This is a genomic window from Agrobacterium sp. AGB01 (assembly GCF_014851585.1).
In the GTDB taxonomy this organism is placed as follows: Bacteria; Pseudomonadota; Alphaproteobacteria; order Rhizobiales; family Rhizobiaceae; genus Agrobacterium.
This window is the reverse complement of sequence record NZ_JACVAB010000003.1, coordinates 22,799-46,389: the sequence shown is the minus strand read 5'-3', so window position 1 is coordinate 46,389 and position 23,591 is coordinate 22,799. Positions and strand designations below refer to the sequence as shown.

Annotated in this window: 1 protein-coding gene; it reads right to left on the bottom strand. The window is 57.0% G+C overall.

Features of this window, described 5'->3' with window-relative positions:
- Positions 1–113: 113 nt before the first annotated feature.
- Complete coding sequence (locus IB237_RS12040) at positions 114–23,372, bottom strand: Ig-like domain-containing protein (RefSeq protein ID WP_192488923.1); 23,259 nt, start codon at positions 23,370–23,372, stop codon at positions 114–116.
- Positions 23,373–23,591: the final 219 nt, after the last annotated feature.

The following is a 23,591-nucleotide window of genomic DNA, read 5'->3' as shown; positions in this document are numbered from 1 at the left end:
ACGATCAGCACGGTTACGGGGCGACGCGATAGCGTTGGCTGATTTCCAACGCTACGTCCGCGGTTCTTCCGGGCTTCTCCCTTTACCGATCACCCAGTCTGAAGCGAGCCACCTTACCGTTGTGGCAGCTCGTTCCAGCTCTCGAGCGCCTGGCTCAACACCGAGATGTCGTCGCCATGCAGGTTTGCCGCGGCAAACAGATGGTCAGAGAACATCGCCGGGCCGAGGTCTGTTCGCCGGTCACTGACGTGATCGAGGATCGTGCCGGTGTGCAGGTCGATGCGCATGGTATCGGAGATGACACCATCTGCTGAGTTACCATAGATGCGCAAATCGATCGATGGCAGACCTGCTGGCGGACGTCCGATAACAAGGCCCTGACGAGTCGGTTTCAGCCAGTCCGGCAATGGCTTGCCATCGGCAAGCGTCACGCCAAAATTGGCATTTTCCACGTTCCCGGCCGAGGACGGCATGATGTAGAGATAATCCTTGTAGAACATTGTATCGACCTGGAACCAGGTGCTTTCGTTACCTTCTCCTGAAAGATGGATGTTGGAACCGCCCTTGAAGAAACCGGCGGCGATTTCATCAATGATCCGGTCACTTGCCTGCCAGTCGCCGATCTGGCGGACCGCGTGCAAGATGGCGCCCTGGTCTGGCAGCGATCCGATACCGTTGAGAGAGCGGATCGAATTGACGACATTTAGGATCGGACCCTGCGCTGTCAGATCAGCAATGCCATTCAAGTCCTCCATGATGGAATCTGTCAGGGCAGAACCAGACGGGATGCTTTCCGACACAGATGGCGGCTGCCATGGGTCGGTTGGCTCTGCCGAAATTGGGGCAGGCGGATCAACTTCGAGCGGTGGACGTGGTCCTCCCGCCTCAAGGACGTTCACCGTCACGGTATAGGTTACGGTATTGACGCCATCGCTAATCGTGAAGGTAAAGCTGTCGGCGCCGTTGTAACCACTGGCCGGTGTATAGCTGTAGGTACCATCCGCGTTGATCGTAACCGTGCCGTGCTGTGGACCGGAACCAAGACCGTAGGTAATTGGCTGGCCTTCAGGATCGGTGGCCGCAGGCAGGTTGCCCGATATGACCGTTCCCTCGGTAACCGAGATGGAGGTATCAGAGGAAACCGGTGGTTCATTGGGCGTATTGACCAGGACTGTAACGGTGTATGTCCGTTCCAGCTGACCATCGCTCACCGTGTAGGTAAATGTGTCGGTGCCATTGAAGTTTTCATTTGGAGTGTAGGTGTAGGTGCCATCGGGATTGATGGTGACAAAACCGTTGTTTGCCTGGCTACCAAGGCCGTAGAATACAGTGTCGCCATCCGGATCGGTCGCGGTTGGCAGCCGGCCATTGTAGATTGCGTTTTCATTGACGGAAACGAGATCGTCACGACCGATCGGCGCATCATTTACCGCACTGACGGTGACACTGACCGTGTAGGTGTTGGTCGCATCGCCATCGGACACGGTGTAGGTGAAGCTATCCGTGCCGTTGAAGTTTGCATTTGGCGTGTAGGTATAGCTGCCATCGGCATTGATGATGACGGATCCGTGCGCTGGTCTGATATCGCCAAGGCCATAGATAACGGTTTGGCCCTCTGGATCAATGGCGCGCGGCAGCATGCCGCTGGCTGGAATATCTTCCGTGACTGCGATGCTGGTGTCCGAGCCGACCGGTGCATCATTCACTTCCGCGACATTGATGGTGATCGTGCGAACGGACGATGCCGTGCCGTCGCTTGCAATATAGGTGAAGCTATCAGTGCCGTAGAAGTTCGGGTTTGGTGTGTAGGTGTAGGTGCCGTCCCGGTTGACGATAACCGAACCGTTCAGCGCATCACGGCCGAGCGAATAGGTGACGGTGCCACCTTCGGGGTCGATTGCGATAGGCAATCTGCCTGATAGCGGCTGGTCTTCGTTGGTCGCCACTGTGGCATCGACTGCGACAGGTGGCTGGTTGGCTGCACCAACGGTCACCGTGACCGTGTAGACTGAGGAGATCGAGCCATCGCTCACCGAGTAGGTAAAGGTATCGGTGCCGCTAAAGCCCGGCGCTGGCGTGTAGCTATAGGTGCCATCCTCGTTGACGATCACCGTGGCGCCAGGCGTGAAACCATCCAGCGCATAGGTAACATCGGAACCTTCCGGATCTATCGCTGGCGGCAGACTGCCGGTTGCTGTTGCGCCATTGGCCACCAAAATCTGCAGATCGGAACCGACAGGCGCATCATTGACCGCCGTAATGGTGATCGAGATCATATAGGTGCTTGTCGCGACACCGTCACTCACTGTGTAGGTGAAGCTGTCATTGCCATTGTAGTTGCTGGCAGGGCGGTAGCTGTAGCTGCCATCGGGATTGATGGTCAGTGTACCGTGCATTGGCGGTGTGCCGACGGCATAAAGGACAGCCTGACCTTCGGGATCGATGGCTTCCGGCAACTGGCCGTTGAACACGATGTCTTCGGTGACGGTGACCGCACCGTCAGAACCGACAGGTGCATCATTGATCGGTGCGACACTGACGGTTACCGTTGCCGTTGCTGTGCCGCCATGACCATCACTCACAGTGACGACAAACACATCTGTGCCATTGAAGTTGGTGGCTGGCGTGTAGAGGTACCGGCCCATCGCATCAATCGTGACACGGCCATTCGCTGGCTGGGTTGAGATCGTATAGGTCAGCGCGTCACCGTCGACATCAGATGCGACTATTGTGCCGGCAACCGGCGTATCCTCAGGGGTCGTGACCAGCTGATCGACGGCGACAGGAGCGTCATTGACCGGGTCGATGATGATAGTTGCGGTACTGGTTGCTGTCAGCGCACCACCTGCACCGGTGTTGCCACCATCATTCGTTGTCATGGTCAGCGTGACCGATGCACTGCTGTTGGTCACAGGGCGATAAACAGGCGCGTTTGGACCGGAAAGCCAGGCATTGATGTTGTTGACCGTACCGGTGAGGGTAAGGACAGGGAAACCGTTACCGGTGACGGTAACGCCATTGGCCGAAACGCCAAGCAGTGCGCCGGAATTGACGGTCAGAGTGACGGTGATGGGAGCATTGCCCGCATCGACGTCAGTGACAGCAATGCCCGTCAAAGGCAAATTGGTGTCTTCCGTGCCTGTAAAGCTGCCGGGCAGGGTGTTGACTGGGGCATCATTGATGGCCCGCACGGTGCCGGATACCGTTCCATCACGGCTGACGGTGCCGTCAGTGACGGTGTAGCTGAAGGACGGGCTGCCATTGTAGTTTGGCGTCGCGGTGAATGTCAGCGTGCCATTGGCATTGAGCGTGACGGTGCCGCCGGTGACCGAAACCGTATTGCCTGCTGTAATCGCCTGCCCGTTAATGGCAGTGATCGTCAGCGGGTCATTGTCCGGGTCGCTGTCATTGGCAAGGACGTCAATGGTGACACTGCCATCTTCATCAATGGCAAATGTGTCGTTGTTGACGACTGGCGCATCATTGACTGCGGCAATCTGGATGGTGACGGTTGCCGTGTCAAACCCGCTATTTCCATCGGCAACACGGTAGGTGAAGCTGTCGGAACCATTAAAGAATGCATTGGGCTGATAGGTAAAGCTGCCATCGCTGTTTAGTGTCAGCGTGCCGTTGGCCGGATTGTTGACCACGGATACTGTCAGCACATCGTCGTCGGTGTCTGCACCGTTTCCATTGTTGGCCAGAACATTTCCGGTCAGCGTTTGGCCTTCATTGATGGAGAACGCATCATCCTGCGCCTGCGGAATTGGGTTGGTTACGGTCCAGATGAAGTTGCGCTGGACGGTTCCACCGTTGCCGTCATTTGCCGTGACGGTAACCGAGAAGGCACGCGTGCCGGTTGGGCCGGAAGCGGACGGTGATATCGTGCCAGTGATTACAGCCGTTGCCTGATTGTAGATCAGGCCGGTCGGCAGGCCGCCAATCGTATACGTCAAGGTGTCGCCATCGACATCGGAGAACAGGCTGCCAAGATCAAGGTTGATCACTGTGCCGTCGAGATTGGCACGCGGTGGCAGTGCTGGTGCGACTGGTGCGTCATTGACGCCCGTAACCGTTATCGTCAGCGTCGCGGTCGCTGTGCCGCCATTGCCGTCCGAGATCGTGTAGCTGATCGAGGTTGCGCGGCTTTCACCGGCTTGCAGGTCCTGGAAGGCTGCGCCCGGATCAAAACGGTACGAACCATCGGCGAGAATGACGAAACTGCCACCATTGCTGCCGGTGAGTGTCGCGCCCACACCATTGGGGCCGGTGCCAACACTGATAACCGTCAACGTGTCGCCATCGGGATCGCTGTCACTACCGATGATGACATTACCGCCAATTGGCGTGTTTTCGTCAGTTTGTGCCACATCATCGACGGCAATCGGCGAGTCATTGATTGCGTTGACCTGGCCGGTAACAGTGGCTGTCGCCGTGGTGGTGCCATCCGACACCGTATAGGTGAAGGTCAGCGGGCCGTTGAAGTTTGCGGCACCTGTAAAGGTCAGCGTGCCATTTGCATTCAGCCGGATCGTGCCGCCAGTAACGGTGACACTACCGCCCTGAACAATGGGTTTGCCGTCGATAGCGGTGATGGTCAGCGTATCGCCGTCGGCATCGCTGTCGTTGGCAAGCACATCGACTGTGACAGTGCCATCCTCATCAACGGTGAAACTGTCATTGCCAAGGGTCGGGGCATCATTGATCGCACAGACATTGACGACCACGGTATATTGCACCGTCGCGGTGCCGTCGCTCACCGTGTAGATGAAGCTGTCGCCACCCGCGAAATTCGGATTGGGCGTATAGGTGTAAGTGCCATCGATATTGACGACAAGACGGCCGTTGGTTGGCCCAGTGCCTACCGCGTAGGTCAGTGTCTGGCCTTCCGCATCGAATGCGACAGGCAGAGTGCCGTTGTAAGGCGTATCTTCGACAACACTGATCGTGTCGCCTCGACCAACCGGCGCGTCATTTGTGCCGGTCACGGTCACGGTAAAGGTGGCTGTCGACGTGCCACCCTCACCATCGGATATGGTGTAGGTCACACTTGTCGTGCGGGTTTGGCCAGCGGCCAGATTGTCGAAGTCGGTGCTTGGCGTGAAGGTATAGTTGCCATTGGCTGCAATATTGAAGCTGCCGCCGGCACTACCTGTTACACTGGTTCCAACGCCGGCAGCATTGCCGTTGACGGCTGAAACGGTAATGACATCGCCATCCGGATCACTGTCTGCGCCAAAGCCGTTGTCGGCAAAGACCGAACCGCTCGCTGGCGTATTTTCTTCCGTCGTGATCGCATCGTTACGGGCAATCGGCGCCGGGTTTGAAACAGTGATGGTGAAGTCGCGGGTGATCTCTTGCTGGCCGTCACTCACAGTGACGGTAATCACGTAGACGCCGCCATCCACTTGCGACGCATTTCGCGTAAGTATGCCGGTGATAACACCTTCAGCGCTCATTTCCAGTCCGGCGGGCAGGCCGATTTCATTGAAGCTCAGTGTGTCGCCATCCGCATCCGTGAAGAACTGCGAGATATCCAGCGTCACACGGTCGGCATCGTTGAAGGACTGGTTGGGGATTTCACCTGTCGGTGGGTCTTCCACATTGGCGACATTGACAGTCACCGTGAAGGTCACGGTCGTTTTGCCGTCATTGACGGTGTAGGTGAAGGAATCCGGGCCTGAGAAATTGGCTTTAGGAACAAAGGTGTAACGGCCATCTACCCCGATCGTTACCGTACCGTTGGCAGGCTGGGCGAGCACGGCATAGATCAGATTGTCGTCGTCGACATCAGTTACCGGCAGGAAGCCGCTCGAAGTCTGATCCTCGATGGCATTCAAGGTGAAGCTGCCGCCGGACGGTGCATCATTTTCACCCGTTACGGTGATGGTCAGTGTTGCCGTGGCAGTACCACCTGCTCCGTCGGAGATTGTGTAGCTGACACTTGTCGTGCGTGTCTGGCCTTCCTGCAGATCATCAAAGTCGGTGTTGGGATTGAAGCTATAGGTACCGTCAGCATTGATGACGAAGGTACCGCCAGCCGAACCGGTGATCGGCTGGCCTGCGTTGCCGGAGCCCACCGCGATCACGGTCAATGTTGCGCCTTCGGCATCACTGTCGTTGGCAAGCACACTTGTGCCATTGGTGATTGCGGTGTTTTCACCCGTGATGGCTGTGTCATCGACAGCGACCGGTGGGTTGTTGATGGCACCCACGCTGACCGTGACGCTGGCTGCACTGGTTTCGCCGCCGTTGTCGGTAATGGAGATCGTCAGGGTGCGGTCGCCAGCGGTCAGATTGGCGTTGCGGTTTTCATACTGCAAAGCGCGCAGCAGGGCACTTGCGGCCGCATTCGGCATGGGAACAGACGCACCGGCCGCATTTTCGAAATGCACCGAATTGGCACCATCATACTGATAGACAAATGTCGTGCCGCCAAACGCAATCATGCCGCTGGACGCCGTGCCAAAAATGATGTCGGCAGAGCCGTTCAGATGGATGATTTCAGTGCCCGAATTGAGGAAGCCGGAGAGGCTGACATCAAGCGAAACAATGCCATTTTCGACATCGGAAACAATAGCATCCGGCGAAACAAGACGGACCGGGCCATCGCCTTCGGTGAAGGTGACCGAATTGTCGCTGCCGCTGCTGCCGGGACCATTCAGGTCGATGATCGGCGTGTCATTGACTGCGGCAATATTCAGCGTCACCGAGGCATCGGAGAAGCCGCCATTGCCGTCACTGATCCGGTAGGTAAATCCAACCGTGCCATTGAAATTCAATGTTGGCGTGAAGGTAAGATTACCAAGGGCATCGTTCAGTCTGACACTACCGCCTGCAACAATAACGGTTTGGCCAACGGTGATGGATTGCCCGTTGATCTGGGTAATGGTCAGCGGGTCGCCATCGGGGTCGCTATCAATTCCATCGGCACCACTCAACGTACCGGCTCCCGTAATCGGGTTGAAATTGGCTACTGTGTCTTCCAATGTGTTGACCACATCATTGGCTGCATTCGGGGCAGGGTTGGTCACCGTCAGGGTAAAGGTGCTGCTGGCCTGCGCAATGCCGTCACTTGCCCTGACCGTGATGGTATAGGGACTGTCCTTCGACGCGTCAGCATCAAGTCTGCCGGTGATGAGACCGGTGGCAGGATCGAAGGTAAGCTCAGGCGGAAGACCAGAAACCGTGATGGTCAATACCTGGCCATCGACGTCGGTGAAATAGGGGCGCACATCCAGGCTGAAATCGGAGCTGTCGACCTGTGTCCGGTCAGGAATAGGCGTTGCCACCGGTGGGTCATTGACCGGGTTGACGGTGACGGTCACGGTTGCGGTATCGCTACCACCATTGCGGTCGCTGATTGTGTAGGTAAAGGACTCCGTTCCGTTGAAGTTGGGGTTCGGGGTAAAGCGCAGTACTTCTTTTCCGCTGGCGTTGAGAACGAGCTGGACTGAGCCATTGCTGGTCATCACGGCGGGTCCGCCAACCGTCAGGTTCACACCTTCAACGAGAATAACCGTATCGGTGTCTCCATCGGGATCGGTATCATTGGCGAGAATGTCGATCTCGACTGGTGTGTCTTCATCCGTGGTGACCTGATCGTTCTCGGCGTTCGGAGCGACATTCTTGATGGTATAGGTGAAGTCGACAGAAGCGCTGCCGCCATCCGGATCTGTGGCTGTGACCCGCACGACATAGTCGCGCAGACCTGTCGGGCCAGATGCATCGGCGTCGATAGTGCCCGAAATGATGCCTGTGGTCGCGTTGATTGAGAGGCCGGGTGGCAGACCTGTCGCAGTGTAGCTTAGTGGCTGGCCCTCTGGATCAACAAAATTACCCGAAACGTTGAAGCTGATCGCTTCACCATCGTTACGCGACATATCGGCGATTGGTGAGGCAATCGGTGGGTCATTTTCCGCGTCAACGAACACGGTAATGATGCCGGTGCTGAAGCCGCCCTGTCCGTCGGTAATACGATAAACAATCGTGTCGGAGCCGTTGTAGTTGGCGTTTGGCGTGTAGGTCAGCGTGCCGTTTGGATTGACGACAACGGTGCCGTTACCCGCAACGGGCGGGAAGGCGGGATCGATGATGATCGTATCGCCATCTGGGTCGAAATCAATGCCATCGTCACCACTGGTCGTACCGGCACCGGTGATTGGATTGAAGGTAACGGGTTGATCTTCGCCTGTGACAACGGTGTCATTTTCGGCAATCGGTGCCGGATTTGTGGCGGTAAAGGTGAAGGTCTGGCTGATAGTGCCGCCCTTACCGTCGTTGGCCGTGACAACAACGGTGTAAATACCATCACCGTTCGGACCGCCCTGGCTTGCATCACTCGACAGGATACCGGTGATCGTGCCGTCTGTTGCCATCGTCAACGTATCGGGCAAACCCGTCTGGCTGAATGTCAGCGTGTCATTGGCGTCGATGTCCTGGAAAAATGCGCCCAGATGCAAGGGATGGTCGGTCAGCGACTGGCCATCGGCACGAGTATAGTCCGGGATGATGTTTGCCGTCGGGTCGTTGTTGACACCGTTGACGGTGACCGTAATCGTTGCGGTATCGACATTCGTGCCGTCGGTCACGCGGTAGGTTATGGAGGTGAAGCGTGGTGCGTCACCTTCCGACATGTCCGCGAAGTCTGTGCCGGGGTCAAATGTATAGGTGCCATCGGCATTGATGGTGAAGGTGCCGCCATTGGAACCGGCAACTGCGACGCCGACATTGGCACTGGATCCTTCCACCTGATCGACGGTCAGGTCATCGCCGTCCGGGTCAAGATCGTTGTCCAGCACATTGCCGCCACCGGAGGTGTTTTCGTCGACGATCAGCGTGTCATGGAAGGCCTGAGGAGGCAGGTTGGTAACGATCCACGTCACGGTGCGGGTCGTTGTTCCGCCATTGCCATCTGATGCGGTGATTACCGCCTGATAGGGGCCGGTGTCAGACGCATTCGGGGCCAATCGTCCGGTAATCCGGCCAGCTGCATCCATGGTGAGGCCTGGAGGAAGATTTGTTGCCGTGAATGTCAGCGTATCACCGTCAACATCGCTGAAATAATGGCTGACATCGTAGTCGACAAACTGGCTGTCGCTATCATACTGGTCCGGGATCGGGCTGGAGGTTGGGTCATCATTGACAGCATTGACAGTAACACGAACTGTCGCTGTCGAGACGCCGCCATTGCCATCGGAAATGGTATAGGAAATGGTGTCCACACCATTAAAGTTGAGGGCTGGCACATAGGTCAGCGTGCCGTTGGGATTGATAGTGACGGTGCCAACACCGGCACGGGCAGTAACAATCGTCAGCGGGTCGCCGTCAGGGTCGCTATCATTGGCAAGCGGTTCGATGACGACCGGGGTGTCTTCATTGGTGGAAATGACATCATTATTGGCTGTTGGAGCCGGATTGGTGACGGTCAGTTCGAATGTCTGAGCCGGAATGGATGTCGTGCCATCATTGGCAATAATCGAAATGATGTACACACCATTGTTGTTTGGGCCGCCCTGGCTGGCATTCTTGTCGATGACACCTGAGATCAACCCGGTCGCCGGGTTATATTGCAGGCCTACCGGCAGGCCGGAAATTGTGAAGGACAGAGGGTCGCCATCCGGGTCGGTGAAGAAATCCGAGACGTTATAGGTGAAGCTCTGGCCGTCAGCGCGCACGCGATCGGGAATTGGTTGGGTTGGCGTCGGCGGGTCATTGACCGCAACCACAGTGACTGTGACGGTTGCCGTGGAAACACCACCATTGCCGTCGGAGATGGAGTAGCTGAAGCTTTCGCGTCCGTTATAATTGGGACTGGGCGTGAAGCGCAGGAACTGGCTGCCGTCAGGGTTTTCAATCAGTTGGACAAAGCCATTGGTGGTGGCGACTGAAGCGCCGTTTGGTTGCAGAACGACATTGTTGACGCGAATGACTTCGGTCAGGTCGCCGTCTGGATCGCTATCATTGGCCAGAACATTGATGTCGACCGACGTGTCTTCGTTGGTGGTGACGGTGTCGTCTCTGGCGATAGGTGGAATATTCAGGACCGTATAAGTGAATTCAACAACGGTTGATCCCCCATCCGGATCGCTTGCAATGACCCGAATACGATAGCTTTTTTCACCGGTTGGACCAGAGGCGTCGGATGAGATCTGGCCGCTGATGACGGAGCCACTCAACAACAGGCCGGGCGGCAGCGGGAAATCCGGATCAATCTGATAGGTCAGAACGCCGCCTTCCGGATCGGAGAAGAAAGCCGACAGATCAAGGCTATCCGTTGCACCGTCATTGCGGGTGCGATCGGCAATCGGAGTGCCAACCGGATCGTCGTTGACCGGAGTGATGGTGACTGTGACCGTTGCAGTCGCGGTCCCGCCATTACCATCCGAAATCGTGTAGGTAATGATGTCTGTGCCGTTGTAATTGGCTGATGGCAGATAGGAAATTTCACCGTCTGCAAGAATGGTCACTGTGCCATGCGCAGCGGTTGCAGAGATGACGGAAAGCGGATCGCCATCTGGGTCGCTATCATTGGCCAGCACGTTGATGATGATGGCAGTATCTTCAAGCGTCGTCGCGACATCATTGACGGCGATAGGTGCCGGGTTCGATACGGCAATCGAAAATGTCTGTTGTGCCGTGCCACCATTGCCGTCCGACACGCTGATGGTCACGGTATAGACGCCGTTATTGACGCCCTGGCTGGCATTCCGGTCGATCGTGCCGGTAATGAGGCCCGCAGCACTGATGCTGAGGCCGGATGGCAGGCCCGTCTGCGAATAGGTCAGCGTATCGCCGTCGACATCTGAGAAGAAGGTTGAGACGTCAAAATTGACCACTGCGCCGTCATTGGCCGACCGGTTTGGTATTGGTGTGCCGACCGGGTTGTCGTTGACGTCAGTAACCGTGATTGTGACGGTGTATTCGTTGCGCGCACCGCTTGGGTCGGTCACAACAAAACTGAACCGGTCGGTGCCGTTATAATTGGCCGATGGTGTGTAGATATAGGTGCCATTGGCGTTGATGGTGACAGTGCCGTGGGCCGGTGTGGTCGTGCCCAGCGAGAAGGTAACGGCGTCGCCGTCGACATCGGTTGCGACCAGCGTGCCGTTAAAAGGCGTGTCTTCCTGTGTGGAAATGCTGATGTCGGATGAGGTCGGTGCATCGTTGACCGGTGTCACTGTGCCGCTGACTGTTGCGTTTGCAAAGGCCGTTCCGTCTGACACGGTGTAGGTGAAATTGATCGGCCCGTGATAATTGGCATTCGGGGTGAAGCTCAGACGACCGTCGGCATCGAGCCGCACCGTACCCCCGGTGATTGCCACCGACTGACCGGTTGTAATGGCGGTGCCATTAATGGCTGTTACCGTCAGCGCATCGCCATCCGCATCACTGTCATTGCTGCGAACATCGAATGTAATTGCGGTGTCTTCAGGCGTTGTGAATGTATCGTTGACGGCAACAGGCGCGTCGTTGATCGGGGTTACTGTGCCATTAACAGTTGCGGTGGCTGTGCCACCATTGCCGTCCGAGATGGTGTAGGTAAAGCTTGGATTGCCGTTGTAATTGGGTGTAGGCGTAAAGGTTAGCGTGCCATTGGCATTCAGCGTGACGGTGCCGCCAGTGACCGAAACGGTTGCGCCAGTGACAATGGCCGTCCCATTGATTTGGGTGATGGTCAGTGCGTCACCATCGACGTCGCTGTCATTGCCACGAACATTGATGGTGGTTGCGGTGTCTTCAAGGGTTGTGAAAGTGTCGTCTACGGCGACAGGTGCGTCATTGACCGGAGTGATGGTGCCATTGACGGTGGCCGTCGCCGTGCCGCCCTGCCCATCGGAGATCGTGTAGGTGAAGCTGGTGCTGCCATTATAATTGGCGGTCGGATTGAAGGTCAGCGTGCCATTGGCATTGAGTGTGATGGTACCACCGGTCACTGCGACGGTTGCGCCGCTGGAAATCGCTGTGCCGTTGATTTGGATGATGGTGAGTGGGTCACCATCCGGATCGCTGTCATTGGCCAAGACCGCGATCGTCGTTGGCGTATCCTCCAGCGTGGTGAATGTATCGCCCGTCGCAATTGGTGGGTCCTGCACTGGCGTGACTGTGCCGTTGACGGTGGCTGTTGCCGTGCCGCCCTGACCATCTGATATCGTATAGGTGAAGCTTGGATTGCCGTTGTAGTTGGCCGTCGGGTTGAAGGTCAGCGTGCCATTGGTATTGAGGGTTACCGTGCCACCGGTCACGGCGACGGAACCACCCGTTACAATCGCCAGACCGTTAATCTGGGTGATGGTCAGCGGGTCGCCATCGACATCATAGTCATTGGCACGAACATTGATGGTGACGGCTGTGTCTTCAAGGGAGGTGAAGGTGTCATCGACAGCAACTGGCGGATCCTGAACGGCGTTGACCGTGCCGTTGACGGTTGCTGTGGTTGAACCGCCCTGACCATCGGATACGGTGTAGGTAAAGCTCGGCGTGCCGTTGTAGTCAGCGGTTGGTGTGAAGGTCAGTGTGCCGTTGGCATTCAGTGTAACCCTGCCACCCGTCACGTTGACAGAATTGCCAGCCGAGACAACCGTATCGTTGATGGCGGTGATGGTGAGCGTGCCGCCATCAATATCGGAATCGTTGGCAAGCACATTGATGATGACGGGCGTGTCTTCATTTGTGGTGAAGCTATCGTTTCCGGCAATCGGTGCATCGTTTTCGCCCGTTACCGTCACTGTCACGGTTGCGGTGGCCGTGCCACCCTGACCATCTGATATCGTGTAGGTGACCGACGTTACACGCGTCTGGCCTGCGGCCAGATTGTCGAAGCTCGTACCGGGGTTGAAGGCATAAGTGCCATCGGCATTGATGATGAAGGTGCCGCCATTCGAACCATTGACCGCCGCACCGACCGCGGCACTGTTGCCGCCGACTGCAGAAACACTGATCGGATCGCCGTCCGGATCGCTGTCATTGGTGAAGACCGAGCCGCTGATGGCGGCGTTTTCCGTGGTGGCGAAATTGTCATCTCCGGCAATAGGGGCCGGATTGGCAACTGCCCATGTGAAGCTGCGGGTTGCCTGCGCACCGGCGCGGTCAGTGGCGGTGATCGTCACCGAATAGGGGCCGTTGACGCTGGCACTGCGGTTGATGGTGCCCGTGATGACGCCTGCCGCACTGATCGTCAGGCCGGGAGGCAGGCCGGTCGCGGTAAAGGTCAGGCTGTCACCAGCATCCGGATCGCTGAAATTGCCCGACACATTGAGCGATATCACCTGCGTATCATTTGAGCTCTGATTGGCAATCGGGGTAGAAACCGGTGCATCATTGATGCCGGTAACGGTAACGGTGAATGTCGCCGTCGCCGTGCCGCCATTGCCATCAGAAACCTGATAGGTGACGGAGCTCGTGCGGGTCTGTCCGGCGGCGAGATCGACAAAGGCACTTCCAGGATTGAAGATTGCTGCGCCGTTGGCACCGATGGTGAAAGTGCCGCCATTGGAACCAGCAACAGCCATGCCGACATTGCCGACGACACCGTTGACCTGAGAAACAATCAATGTGTCGCCATCAACGTCGGTGTCATTGGTCAGTACGTTGGTCGAGACATTGCTGTTGGCAAGCGTCTGGGCAGTATCATTGATGGCCACCGGTGCGTCATTGACCGCGTTGACGGTGACCGTGACGGTATATTCGACCGACACCGTTCCATCACTGACGCGATATCTGAATGTGTCCGTGCCGTTGAAGTTGGCGGCGGGCGTATAGATGTAGGTACCGTTGCTGTTGATGGTGACAACACCATGGGCAGGCGCAAGCGAACCCGCTGAGTAACTCAGCGTATCGCCATCGACATCGGTCGCGACGGGCAGGGTGCCCGAAAATACCGTGTCTTCGTTGAGGCTGATGGCGGCGTCAGCACCAACCGGCGCATCATTGACGGTGGCGATGAAGATCGTTGCTGTGTCGGTATCCGACAACGGCCCACCAATGCCGGTATTGCCATTGTCGTTGGTGACCATGGTCAAGGTCACCGAGCCATTGGCATTGGCGACTGGCGTGTAAAGCGGACGCGACGTTCCTGCGAGGAAGGTATTGATGTTGGTCACGGTGCCGGTGAGCGTAATGGTTCCGGTGCCCGATCCAGTCACTGTGACGCTGCCGCCAGTGGCGGCAGACAGTGTGCCGGAACCAACCGACAAAGTGACAGTGACATTGCTATTGCCGGCATCCACATCCGATATGGCAAGTCCGGTCAGTGTAAGCGCTATATCTTCATTGGTCGCAAAACTGCCGGGCAGGGTGTTGACCGGCGCATCGTTGACCGCTGTGACGTTGAAGGTGATCGTGTTCGGTGTCGGGTCCGTATCGACGCCACCATTGGCGGTACCGCCATTATCCCGCACCTGGAAGGTGAAGGACGCAAGCGCTGCGCCATTGGCATTGGCGGTTGGGGTGAATGTCAGGCTGCCGATATTGGCCGCACTGATGACCTGACCAGCGGTAACAGGCACGCCGCCGAGGGATAGAACGCCATTGCTTGGCAGAGTGCTGATGATCACTGCTGAGAGTGTGTTGGCGGGTGAATCGTTCGGATCCGTGAAGCCAAAATCGGCAGCGGCAAAGGTGTAGCTGCCGTCTTCCAGCAAGGTGATTGTCTTGTCGCCACCGGATGGGGCATCGTTGACCGGAGTGATCGAGATCGTCGACGTGTCGATATCTGTCAGGGCAGGGCCACCAGTGTTGCCCATGTCGTTGGTTGTCATGGTCAGCGTGACGGCTGCGACCGAGTTTGCGACGGGTGTGAAGCTGGGGCGAGACGCGCCCGAGAGATTGGCGTTGATGGCCGTGATGGTGCCGGACAGCACAATCTCGCCACTGCCACTGTTTTGAACGGTAACCCCGCCAGTGTTGGATGCGGTGAGAATGCCGCTGTTGACAGAAAGCGTCACCGTTACAATGCCATTGCCGGCATCGGCATCAGCGATCGACAGACCAGTCAAGCCGAGTGCTGTGTCTTCCAGCGTGGTGTAGGTGCTCGGGATGGTATTGATGGGTGGCGTGTTGACCGACGCGACAGCAACAGTCACCGTCGCGGTTTCCGTCACGCCACCGGATGTGACAGTGTAGGTAAAGGTGGTCACGCCATTATAGTCGAGGGTTGGTGTGAAAATCAGCTGCCCGCCGGATGTCAGCTGCACCGTTCCATTGCTGACGGCGACCGTTCCTCCTGTGGTAATGGCCGTGCCATTGATCGCGGTAATCGCGCGACCGGGATTGTCGAAAGTATCATTGGCAAGAACCGCGATTGTTACCGGCATATCCTCGTCAGTTGAGACGGAATCATTGGCAATATCGGCAACTGCGGTGATCGTTACATTGATGGTATCCACATCCGACAATGAGCCGTCCGATGTGGTGAGCGTGATCTGCGCCGAACCATTATAGTCCCGGGTCGGCACATAGGTAGCCCCGGCCAGTGCCGCATTGATGGCAGCGGTGGTCCCACTGAAGGTCATCGTGGCGTCGGAGGTGCCATCACCCGCAGTGAAGGTCAGTCCGCTGATGCCGGATAGCGAGAAGGTACCGTTGGTGACGGTGAGCGTGACAGTCAGTGTGCCGTTGTCGACATCGGCAACCGAAATCGCGTTACCGCCCGCGACGGAGAAAGTGATCGTGCCATCTTCCGCAATCGTCTGGGTACCGGGGACTGTGTTTACGGGCGCATCATTGACCGCCGTGACGTTGACGGTGACTGTCGCGGTTTCAGTGACCCCGCCCGACGTCACGGTGTAGGTAAAGCTGGTCTGGCCGTTATAGTTTGCGGTTGGAGTGAAGGTGATCGTGCCGTTGGCATTCAGGCGCGCAGTACCATTGGCGACGGTAACCGTGCCGTTGACGGCAACTGCCGTACCATTGATCGCTGTGATGGTGTGCCCAGAGTTCTCGAAGGTGTCATTGGCGTTGACATCTATCGTGATTGCCGTGTCTTCATTGGTGGTCACCACGTCATTGGCGATATCGGCAACCGGCGTAACGGTAATTGCAATGCTATCCGTATCTGTCAGCGTGCCGTCAGAAGTGACGACTGTCAGCTGCGCCGCGCCATTATAGTCGGCGGTTGGCGTGTAGGAGAGGCCTGCAAGTGCAGCATTGATCTGCGCGGCTGTGCCGGCAATCGTCACCGCGCCTGTGCCGTTGTTGCTAATCGTGGAACCACCACCTGCGGTGACGGACAGCGAACCATTGGTGACACTCACAGTGGTGGTGAGCGTATCACCATCGACGTCACTGACGTTGACGCCACCGATGGCCAAAGGTGAATCTTCTGCCGTCGTCTGGGCACCCGGTACGGTGTTGACCGGAGCATCATTGACCGGCGTGACCGTGACAACAACGTTTGCAGTCTCGGTGACGCCGCCTGATGTGACGGTGTAGGTGAAGGAGGTCTGGCCGTTATAATTTGCGGTCGGAATAAAGGTCAGCGTGCCATTCGCATTGAGCCGCACGCTGCCATTTGCCACAGTCACCACGCCATTGGCGACGATCGACGTGCCATTGATGGCGGTGATCTGATGGGCGGCATTCTCGAAGTTGTCGTTGGCATTGACGTCGATCGTTGCTGCGGTGTCTTCATTGGTGGTGACCGCATCGTCAAATATATCGACGACCGGGGTGACGGTGATCGTGCGGCTGTCGGTATCCGTCAGCGAACCGTCACTGCTGGTCATGGTCAGCGTCACGGTGCCGTTAAAATCCGCAACCGGCGAGTAAACCGGCTGGCTGGCACCCGCCTGGAGATAGGCATTGATGCTCGAAAGCGTACCGGTCAGCGTAATGGTTCCGGTGCCGGAACCGGACACGGTGACACCGCCTGCACTTGTAGCGGCGATGCTGCCGGAGTTGACGCTGAGTGTCACGGTCATTGTCGATGTACCGGCATCGGGATCGAGAACCGACAGGCCACTCAGGGAAAGTGTGCCATCTTCCAGCATCGTATAGCTGCCCGGAAGGGTGTTTACCGGTGGGTCATTGACAGGAGTGACCGAGACGGTTGCAAGCGCGACATTCGAATTCACCGTGCCGTCATTGACGGAAATGTTGATGATACGCGCAGTTGAGCCGGGATCGTCTGACGTTGAGGAATAACGGATTTGCTGCAGGGCTGTCTGGTAGTCGGCCTTGGTTGCGAAACCCGTCAACGTCAGGGTCGCGGTGGCCGCGTTGTAGCTGAACGTGATACCCGACGGCAAAGTGCCAGCAATAGACAAAGTGTCGCCCGCAACAGCGTTGGTGATAATGATCGTCGCCGAAGCCATATTGGTATTGTCGACATCGACAATTAGGACGTCGGTATCAACAATCGCAATGCCCGCGCCATTTTCGGTATAGCTTGTGGTAAAGCCGGTGCCGGCACCGGAGGCGTCGAGATCCAGGATCGGTGCGTCATTGACCGGAGTGACGGTGATGATTGATGTATCGACATCGGTCAGGGCTCCGCCAGCGCCCGTATTGCCACCGTCATTGGTAGTCATGGTCAACGTGACATTGCCGTTGAAATCAGCAACTGGAGTAAAGCTTGGCCGGGAAGCGCTGGCCAGGAAGGCGTTGATATTGGCAAGAGTGCCACTTAGGATAATCGTGCCGGTGCCGGAACCCGAGACGGTAACGCCACCTGCGGCACTAGCGGTCAGGATGCCGGAATTGACGCCAAGCGTCACAGTCATCGTACCATTTCCGGCATCGACATCACTGATCTGTATATCTGTCAGGCCTAGCGGCGTGTCTTCAGGGATTGTATAGCTGGCAGGCAGCGTATTGACCGGGGCGTCGTTGACAGCATTGATGGTGATCGGCCGCGTGTCGATGTCGGTCAGCGGGCCGCCGGATCCGGTGTTGCCGCCATCATTCGTGGTCATGGTCAGCGTCACGCTGCCATTGGCGTTGGCAACCGGCACGTAGATCGGCGCGGCCGAAGAGGCGAGATAGGCGTTGATACTGGCGAGAGTACCAGTCAGCGTGATTGTGCTGCCTGAACCTGAAATGACCACGCCATTGCCCGATGTTGCCGTCAGGGTGCCTGACGTCACAGACAGCTGCACGGTTATCGCACCCGTACCAGCATCAACGTCGGCAACCGACAGGCCCGTCAGGGCAACATTTGTATCTTCATTCGTGGTCCAGCCAGAGGCGGGCAATGTGTTGACCGGCGCGTCATTGACGGCGGCCACATTGACGGTGACCGTTGCTACTTCGGTCACACCACCTGATGTGACTGTGTAGGTGAACGTGGTCTGGCCGTTGAAATTGGCGGTCGGTGTATAGGTAATCGTGCCATCGGCACTGAAGGTGACACTACCCTGGCCAGCCGGTGGTTGGGTGACCGAGGTGATTGCACGGTTGGGGTTTTCGAAGTTATCGGCAGACGCGCCGTTGGTGCCGGTTATCACGTTGAAGGTGATAGGCGTGTCTTCGTTGGTGGTCACTGTATCATCAACGATGTCTGCGACTGGCGTGACCGAGATGGCAAGCGTGTCTGTGTCGGTCAGCGAGCCATCCGATGTCACCATCGTTAGCGTATCAGAGCCGTAATAGTCGGGATTGCCTTGATAGCGCAGCGATGCGAGTACGCTGTTGACCTGCGCCTGCGTACCGGAAATGGTTACCGTGTTGGTACCAACGCCCGTCACCGTTCCTGCAATGGTCGATGGCGAAAGAATGCCATTCGTCACGGTGAGCGTCACGGTCAGATTGGTTGAATCTGCGTCTGTGACGGAAAGGCCGGTGATGGCAGTCAGCACATCTTCCTGCAGCGTAACAGGACCAGTGGGCAGCGTGTTGACCGGTGCATCGTTGACGGCGATGACATTGACGGTCGCTACGGCGGTATTGGAGTTGGCGGCACCATCATTGGTTACGACGTTGATCGTGCGGCCAATGGTGGAGGGGTTGTCCGATGTCGTGGAGTAACGGACGGCCTGCAATGCCGTCTGGTAATCGGCCTTGGTTGCCGAACCGGTCAGTGTCAGCGTGAAGGTGGCGGCGTTGTAGCTGGCTGTGATGCCAGGAATGGTGCTGCTCAAGGCCAGCAAGTCGCCCGCTTGGCCATTGGTAATCACCACCGTCAACGAACTCATATTGGTATTGTCGACATCGGTGATCAGGGCCGATGCGCCGGTAATGGCTACACTGGCGCCCTTTTCCGTGTAGGTGGTCGAATACCCAGTGCCGGTGCTGCCAGTATCAAGGTCAAGGATCGGCGGATCGTTGACGGGAATAATGGTGATCGTGCGGATATCGATATCGGTCAACGCACCACCGGTACCGGTGTTGCCGTTGTCATTGGTCGTCATCGTCAAGGTGATGGCGCCATTTGCATCCGGCACAGGCACATAGATTGGTGCGGAGGCGGATGCCAGATAGGCGTTTATATTGGTCAGCGTGCCGGACAGTGTCAGCGTTGCGGTTCCAGATCCCGACACTGTGACACTGCAGCCTGAGGTCGCGGTGATCGTGCCCGAGGATACACCAAGCGTGACGGTCATCGTGCCATTTACGGCATCAAGGTCGAGGATCGAAAGTCCGCTCAGCGCGACATTCGTATCTTCATTGGTGGTCCAGCCAGATGCTGGCAGCGTGTTGACCGGCGCATCGTTGACGGCAGTGACAGCGACCGTCGTGATGGCGGTGTTGGAGGCAAGTGCGCCGTCATTGACGGTAACGCTGATCGTGCGTCCGGTTGCCGTTCCGCCGATCGTTGGATTGTCGGAACTGGAGGAGTAAAGGATTTGCGCCAGTGCCGCCTGATAGGCCGCTTTGGTAGCAGAACCGGTCAATGTCAGTGTGAAGGTCGTGGCATTGTAGCTGGCTGTAATACCAGTCGGCAATGTGCCTGTGGCGGCCAGAATGTCGCCTGCCTGGCCATTGGTAATCACGATCGTGGCGGATGCCATATTGGCATTGTCGACGTCGATGACCGAGTTGTTATTGGCGGCAATGGCAACGCCGCTGCCGTTTTCCGTGTAACCGATAGAATAACCCGTACCGGCTGAGGAACCATCAAGATCAAGCACTGGCGCATCATTGACAGGGATGATGGTGATGGTGCGGACATCGATGTCGGTCAGAGCGCCACCAGTGCCGGTGTTGCCATTGTCGTTGGTGGTCATCGTCAAAGTGACGGCGCCATTGGCATCAGCGACTGGAACGTAAACGGGTGCTGCCGCAGACGCGAGATAGGCGTTGATATTGGCAAGAGTACCGGTCAAGGTAATCGTTGTTGTGCCGGAACCGGTAACTGTCACGCTTCCGCCTGAAATTGCAGTGATAGCACCGGTCGCTACGTTCAGTGTTACTGTCATGTTGCCTGTGCCAGCATCCACATCGGCAATGGACAGGCCAGACAGAGCGAAACTGGTATCCTCATTCGTCGTCCAGCCGGACGCTGGTAACGTGTTTACGGGGGCGTCATTAACTGCAATGACGTTAATTGTTGACACGGCAACGGCTGATGACAGGCCACCATCATTGACCGTGACATTGATGACGCGCGCAGTTGTACCAGGATTATCGCCGCTGTTGGAAAAGGTGATGGCACGGATTGCCGCGGCATAGTTTGCCTTTGTTGCAGTTCCCGTCAGATTGACGGTGATCTGGCCAGCAACCGTTGTATCGATAGACCCGGTAATGCCGGAGGGCAGGGTGCCGACACTCAGGAGATCACCCGCCTGCGCATTGGTCAGAACGATGGTGGCCGAGCGCATGGTGGTGCTGTCGAAGTCACGCACATCGGCAAGGACGCCAGCTGTGGTGGATGCAATCGAAACACCGGCGCCATTTTCAGTATAGGTCGTGGTGTAATTGACGCCAGCAACCGTATCGACGTTTCTGAACGCGCTGACATTGTCGATGAAAATGTCGTCCGTGCTTGGGGTCAGCAAACCGCCGGCGGCGGAGTAACTGAAGACCAGATCACCGGTTGCCGCGACAGTGGATGGCAGGTTGATGGTAACACCGGTGCGGGTCCAGGCTGTGGTTCCGGCGGCGGAGGCGGCAACCGTGGACGGTGAACCGCTCGCACCATTAAAGTAAGTGATGGTCGCCGTATTTGGCGTGCCATTCAATGTGCCTGTGGTTACTCGGGCGTAGAGCACGCCGCCAATGGTGACATCCAGTGTCGCTGGCGTGTTGTTGTCATTGGAAATCCCAAGAAGGAGATTGTTGCTCCAGCCAACATCAAATGTCAGCTGCGCGGCACCGGAAGGCGCCAATCCATCGCGCCAACCGGTAATGTTGGCCTGCGTCAGGGTGCCGGTACCGCCATTAAGGGTCCAGGCATAGCCGTCATTGGCAATGCCGCCGGCAGTTCCGGTCACCGTCCAGCCGGTCGTGCCGGGCGTGCCACCGTTGGTGATGATCTGCGTTGGCGTCGTGCCGGAATTGAGGTCGACAACAGGCGCCTGTGCATCATAACCGAAATCGGCAGCAAGGTTGGCGCCGCCAATCAATGTCAGTGCTGCGGATTGGGTGATTGCTTTGGTTGCAACAGCCCCGCCGAGTACACCAGCCGTATCGGTAACACGCACGACATATTGGCCGGGCAGAACCCCGGTGAACAGGTATCTTCCGTCAGCGCCCGTGGTGTCGGTGGCAAGAACACGTTCACCGGCATCCGCGACACCGTTGCCATTGACGTCATCGATCAGTTGTACGGTAACATTGGCAATGCCAACGTCACCGCTGTCGAATGTGCCGTTGAGGTTGTTGTCATCATAGACCTGATCACCAATCGTGCCGGTCGGCGGCACCCAGCGTGCACCATCGGAAATGGTGCCGATTGGCGTTGTGCCATTGGTGGTGATTGCTATGGCAGAGCCAATAGCCGCACCGGTCGTGACGTTGATTTGCTGCAGCGATGCGCCGACCAGATAGGTATTGCCATTGATGTCGCCGCCACCCTGAACCAGAGTGGTGCCACTGGGGTTGGCGTAGGAACCGACAATCGCACCGGTTGCGAGGTTGTAACGCGTGATGGTCGCTGCTGCACCATTGAGGCTGAGCAGATAATTGTTGGTCGTATCAATGGCAAAATCACCCCAGTCATTGCTGGTGGTGATCGCTGCGCCGAAGGTTGATGCCGAGGCTATGGTGCGGCCGTTGCCGCTGAAGGTGATCCGCCAGATCTGGTCGTCACCATTGGCGTTGATGTTCTCGATGCCAAGATAAAGTGAACCATTATAGAAGGTTGCAGCACCGCTACCAACACCTCGTTCACCCACCACGATGCTCAGGCCGGTGCCGTTATTGGTCAGATCATTGTCGATCAGGATGTGGGTATTGTTGATGAAGTCATAGGCGAACAAAGCGCGGTTGGCGTTTGCGGAGGCACTGTCGGTGTAATAGATGAGGCCATTGGCCTGATCGACCGCCAGCGAATTCAGCGTGTCGCTCAAGCTGACTCCGCCAATCGTGGCAGGTGCCGTCGTGATGGCTGTCGCTTTGCCGGTCACAACATCGACGCTGTAGAGTGTGCGACCGGAGACAACGAGAAGTGCACCATTACCAACACTGGCCTGCACGTTCAGCAGTTCAGCATATTCGCGCTGCGCGTCCATGGTGGGCAACACGCTCGCGGTGATTTCACCGGTGCGATATTCGAGATCCCAGTCGCCACCGAGTGCGGCATTGCCCGTCGCATCCGTCGATGCGGCAATATCGGCACCGGTCAGGTAGCCCATCATGCGGGCAGCATTCTGACCGAGCTCACCACGTGCGAAATCGCAACCATAAATCAGGATATCGGCGTCATCGGTCAGATAGGACTTCAGGCTTTGCAACTCGTCTGCATAATCGCCAGCCATCGATTCAATCGTCAGTTCCGCTGAGCCGAGATAAAGTCGACCTTCGTCACCATGGGAAATGATGTGGACTGTTTCCACATCCTTCATGTGGGAGAGTGCTTCTGCCAGCTGTTTGACGCCATCGCGGCCAGCTTCGAGAACCACAACCTCGAAGTCGCCGTCTATTCCCTGCAGCAGGGTTACGGAACTGTCGACGAAAACTACCTGTTTGGACGCCGCTTCCATCGGCGGTATCTCAGTGATCGCGGCTTCGGTCGAACCTGCGAGCGCCTTTTCCAGCGCATGCTGATCGCTATCCGTGGCATCAGAACTCTGTTGATGATCGGTTCCGTCACTATCTTGGGCGGGGTGCTGGTCTTGAGCCTGGTCGATTGTAACAGCGCCTGCTGCGTCAAATGCAATGCGCTGTTCAAGCTCCATAAGCATGGAACTCAGCCTGTCCTGCTTGCCTTTTTTCGAGGCGGGTTTCTTCTTGTTATCTTTGGACGACTGCTGCCGACGAGTGAAATGCTCGTTCATTACATGTCTCCCGCTTCCAGACCCCAGACAAACCGGGCGGATGGGTGCCCGATCTTATGACAGTGAATCGGGCAACGGCTGTCAGATTAACGAGTTCCAAAATAGACGTTGGGTGGGTTTACAAAATCTTAATTTTTGCCGCCAATTTTTAGCAAGTAAGAATATACACATAAACCCAATAGCGCAGGGGTTTTCCTGATATTTGTCAAGAAACAATAC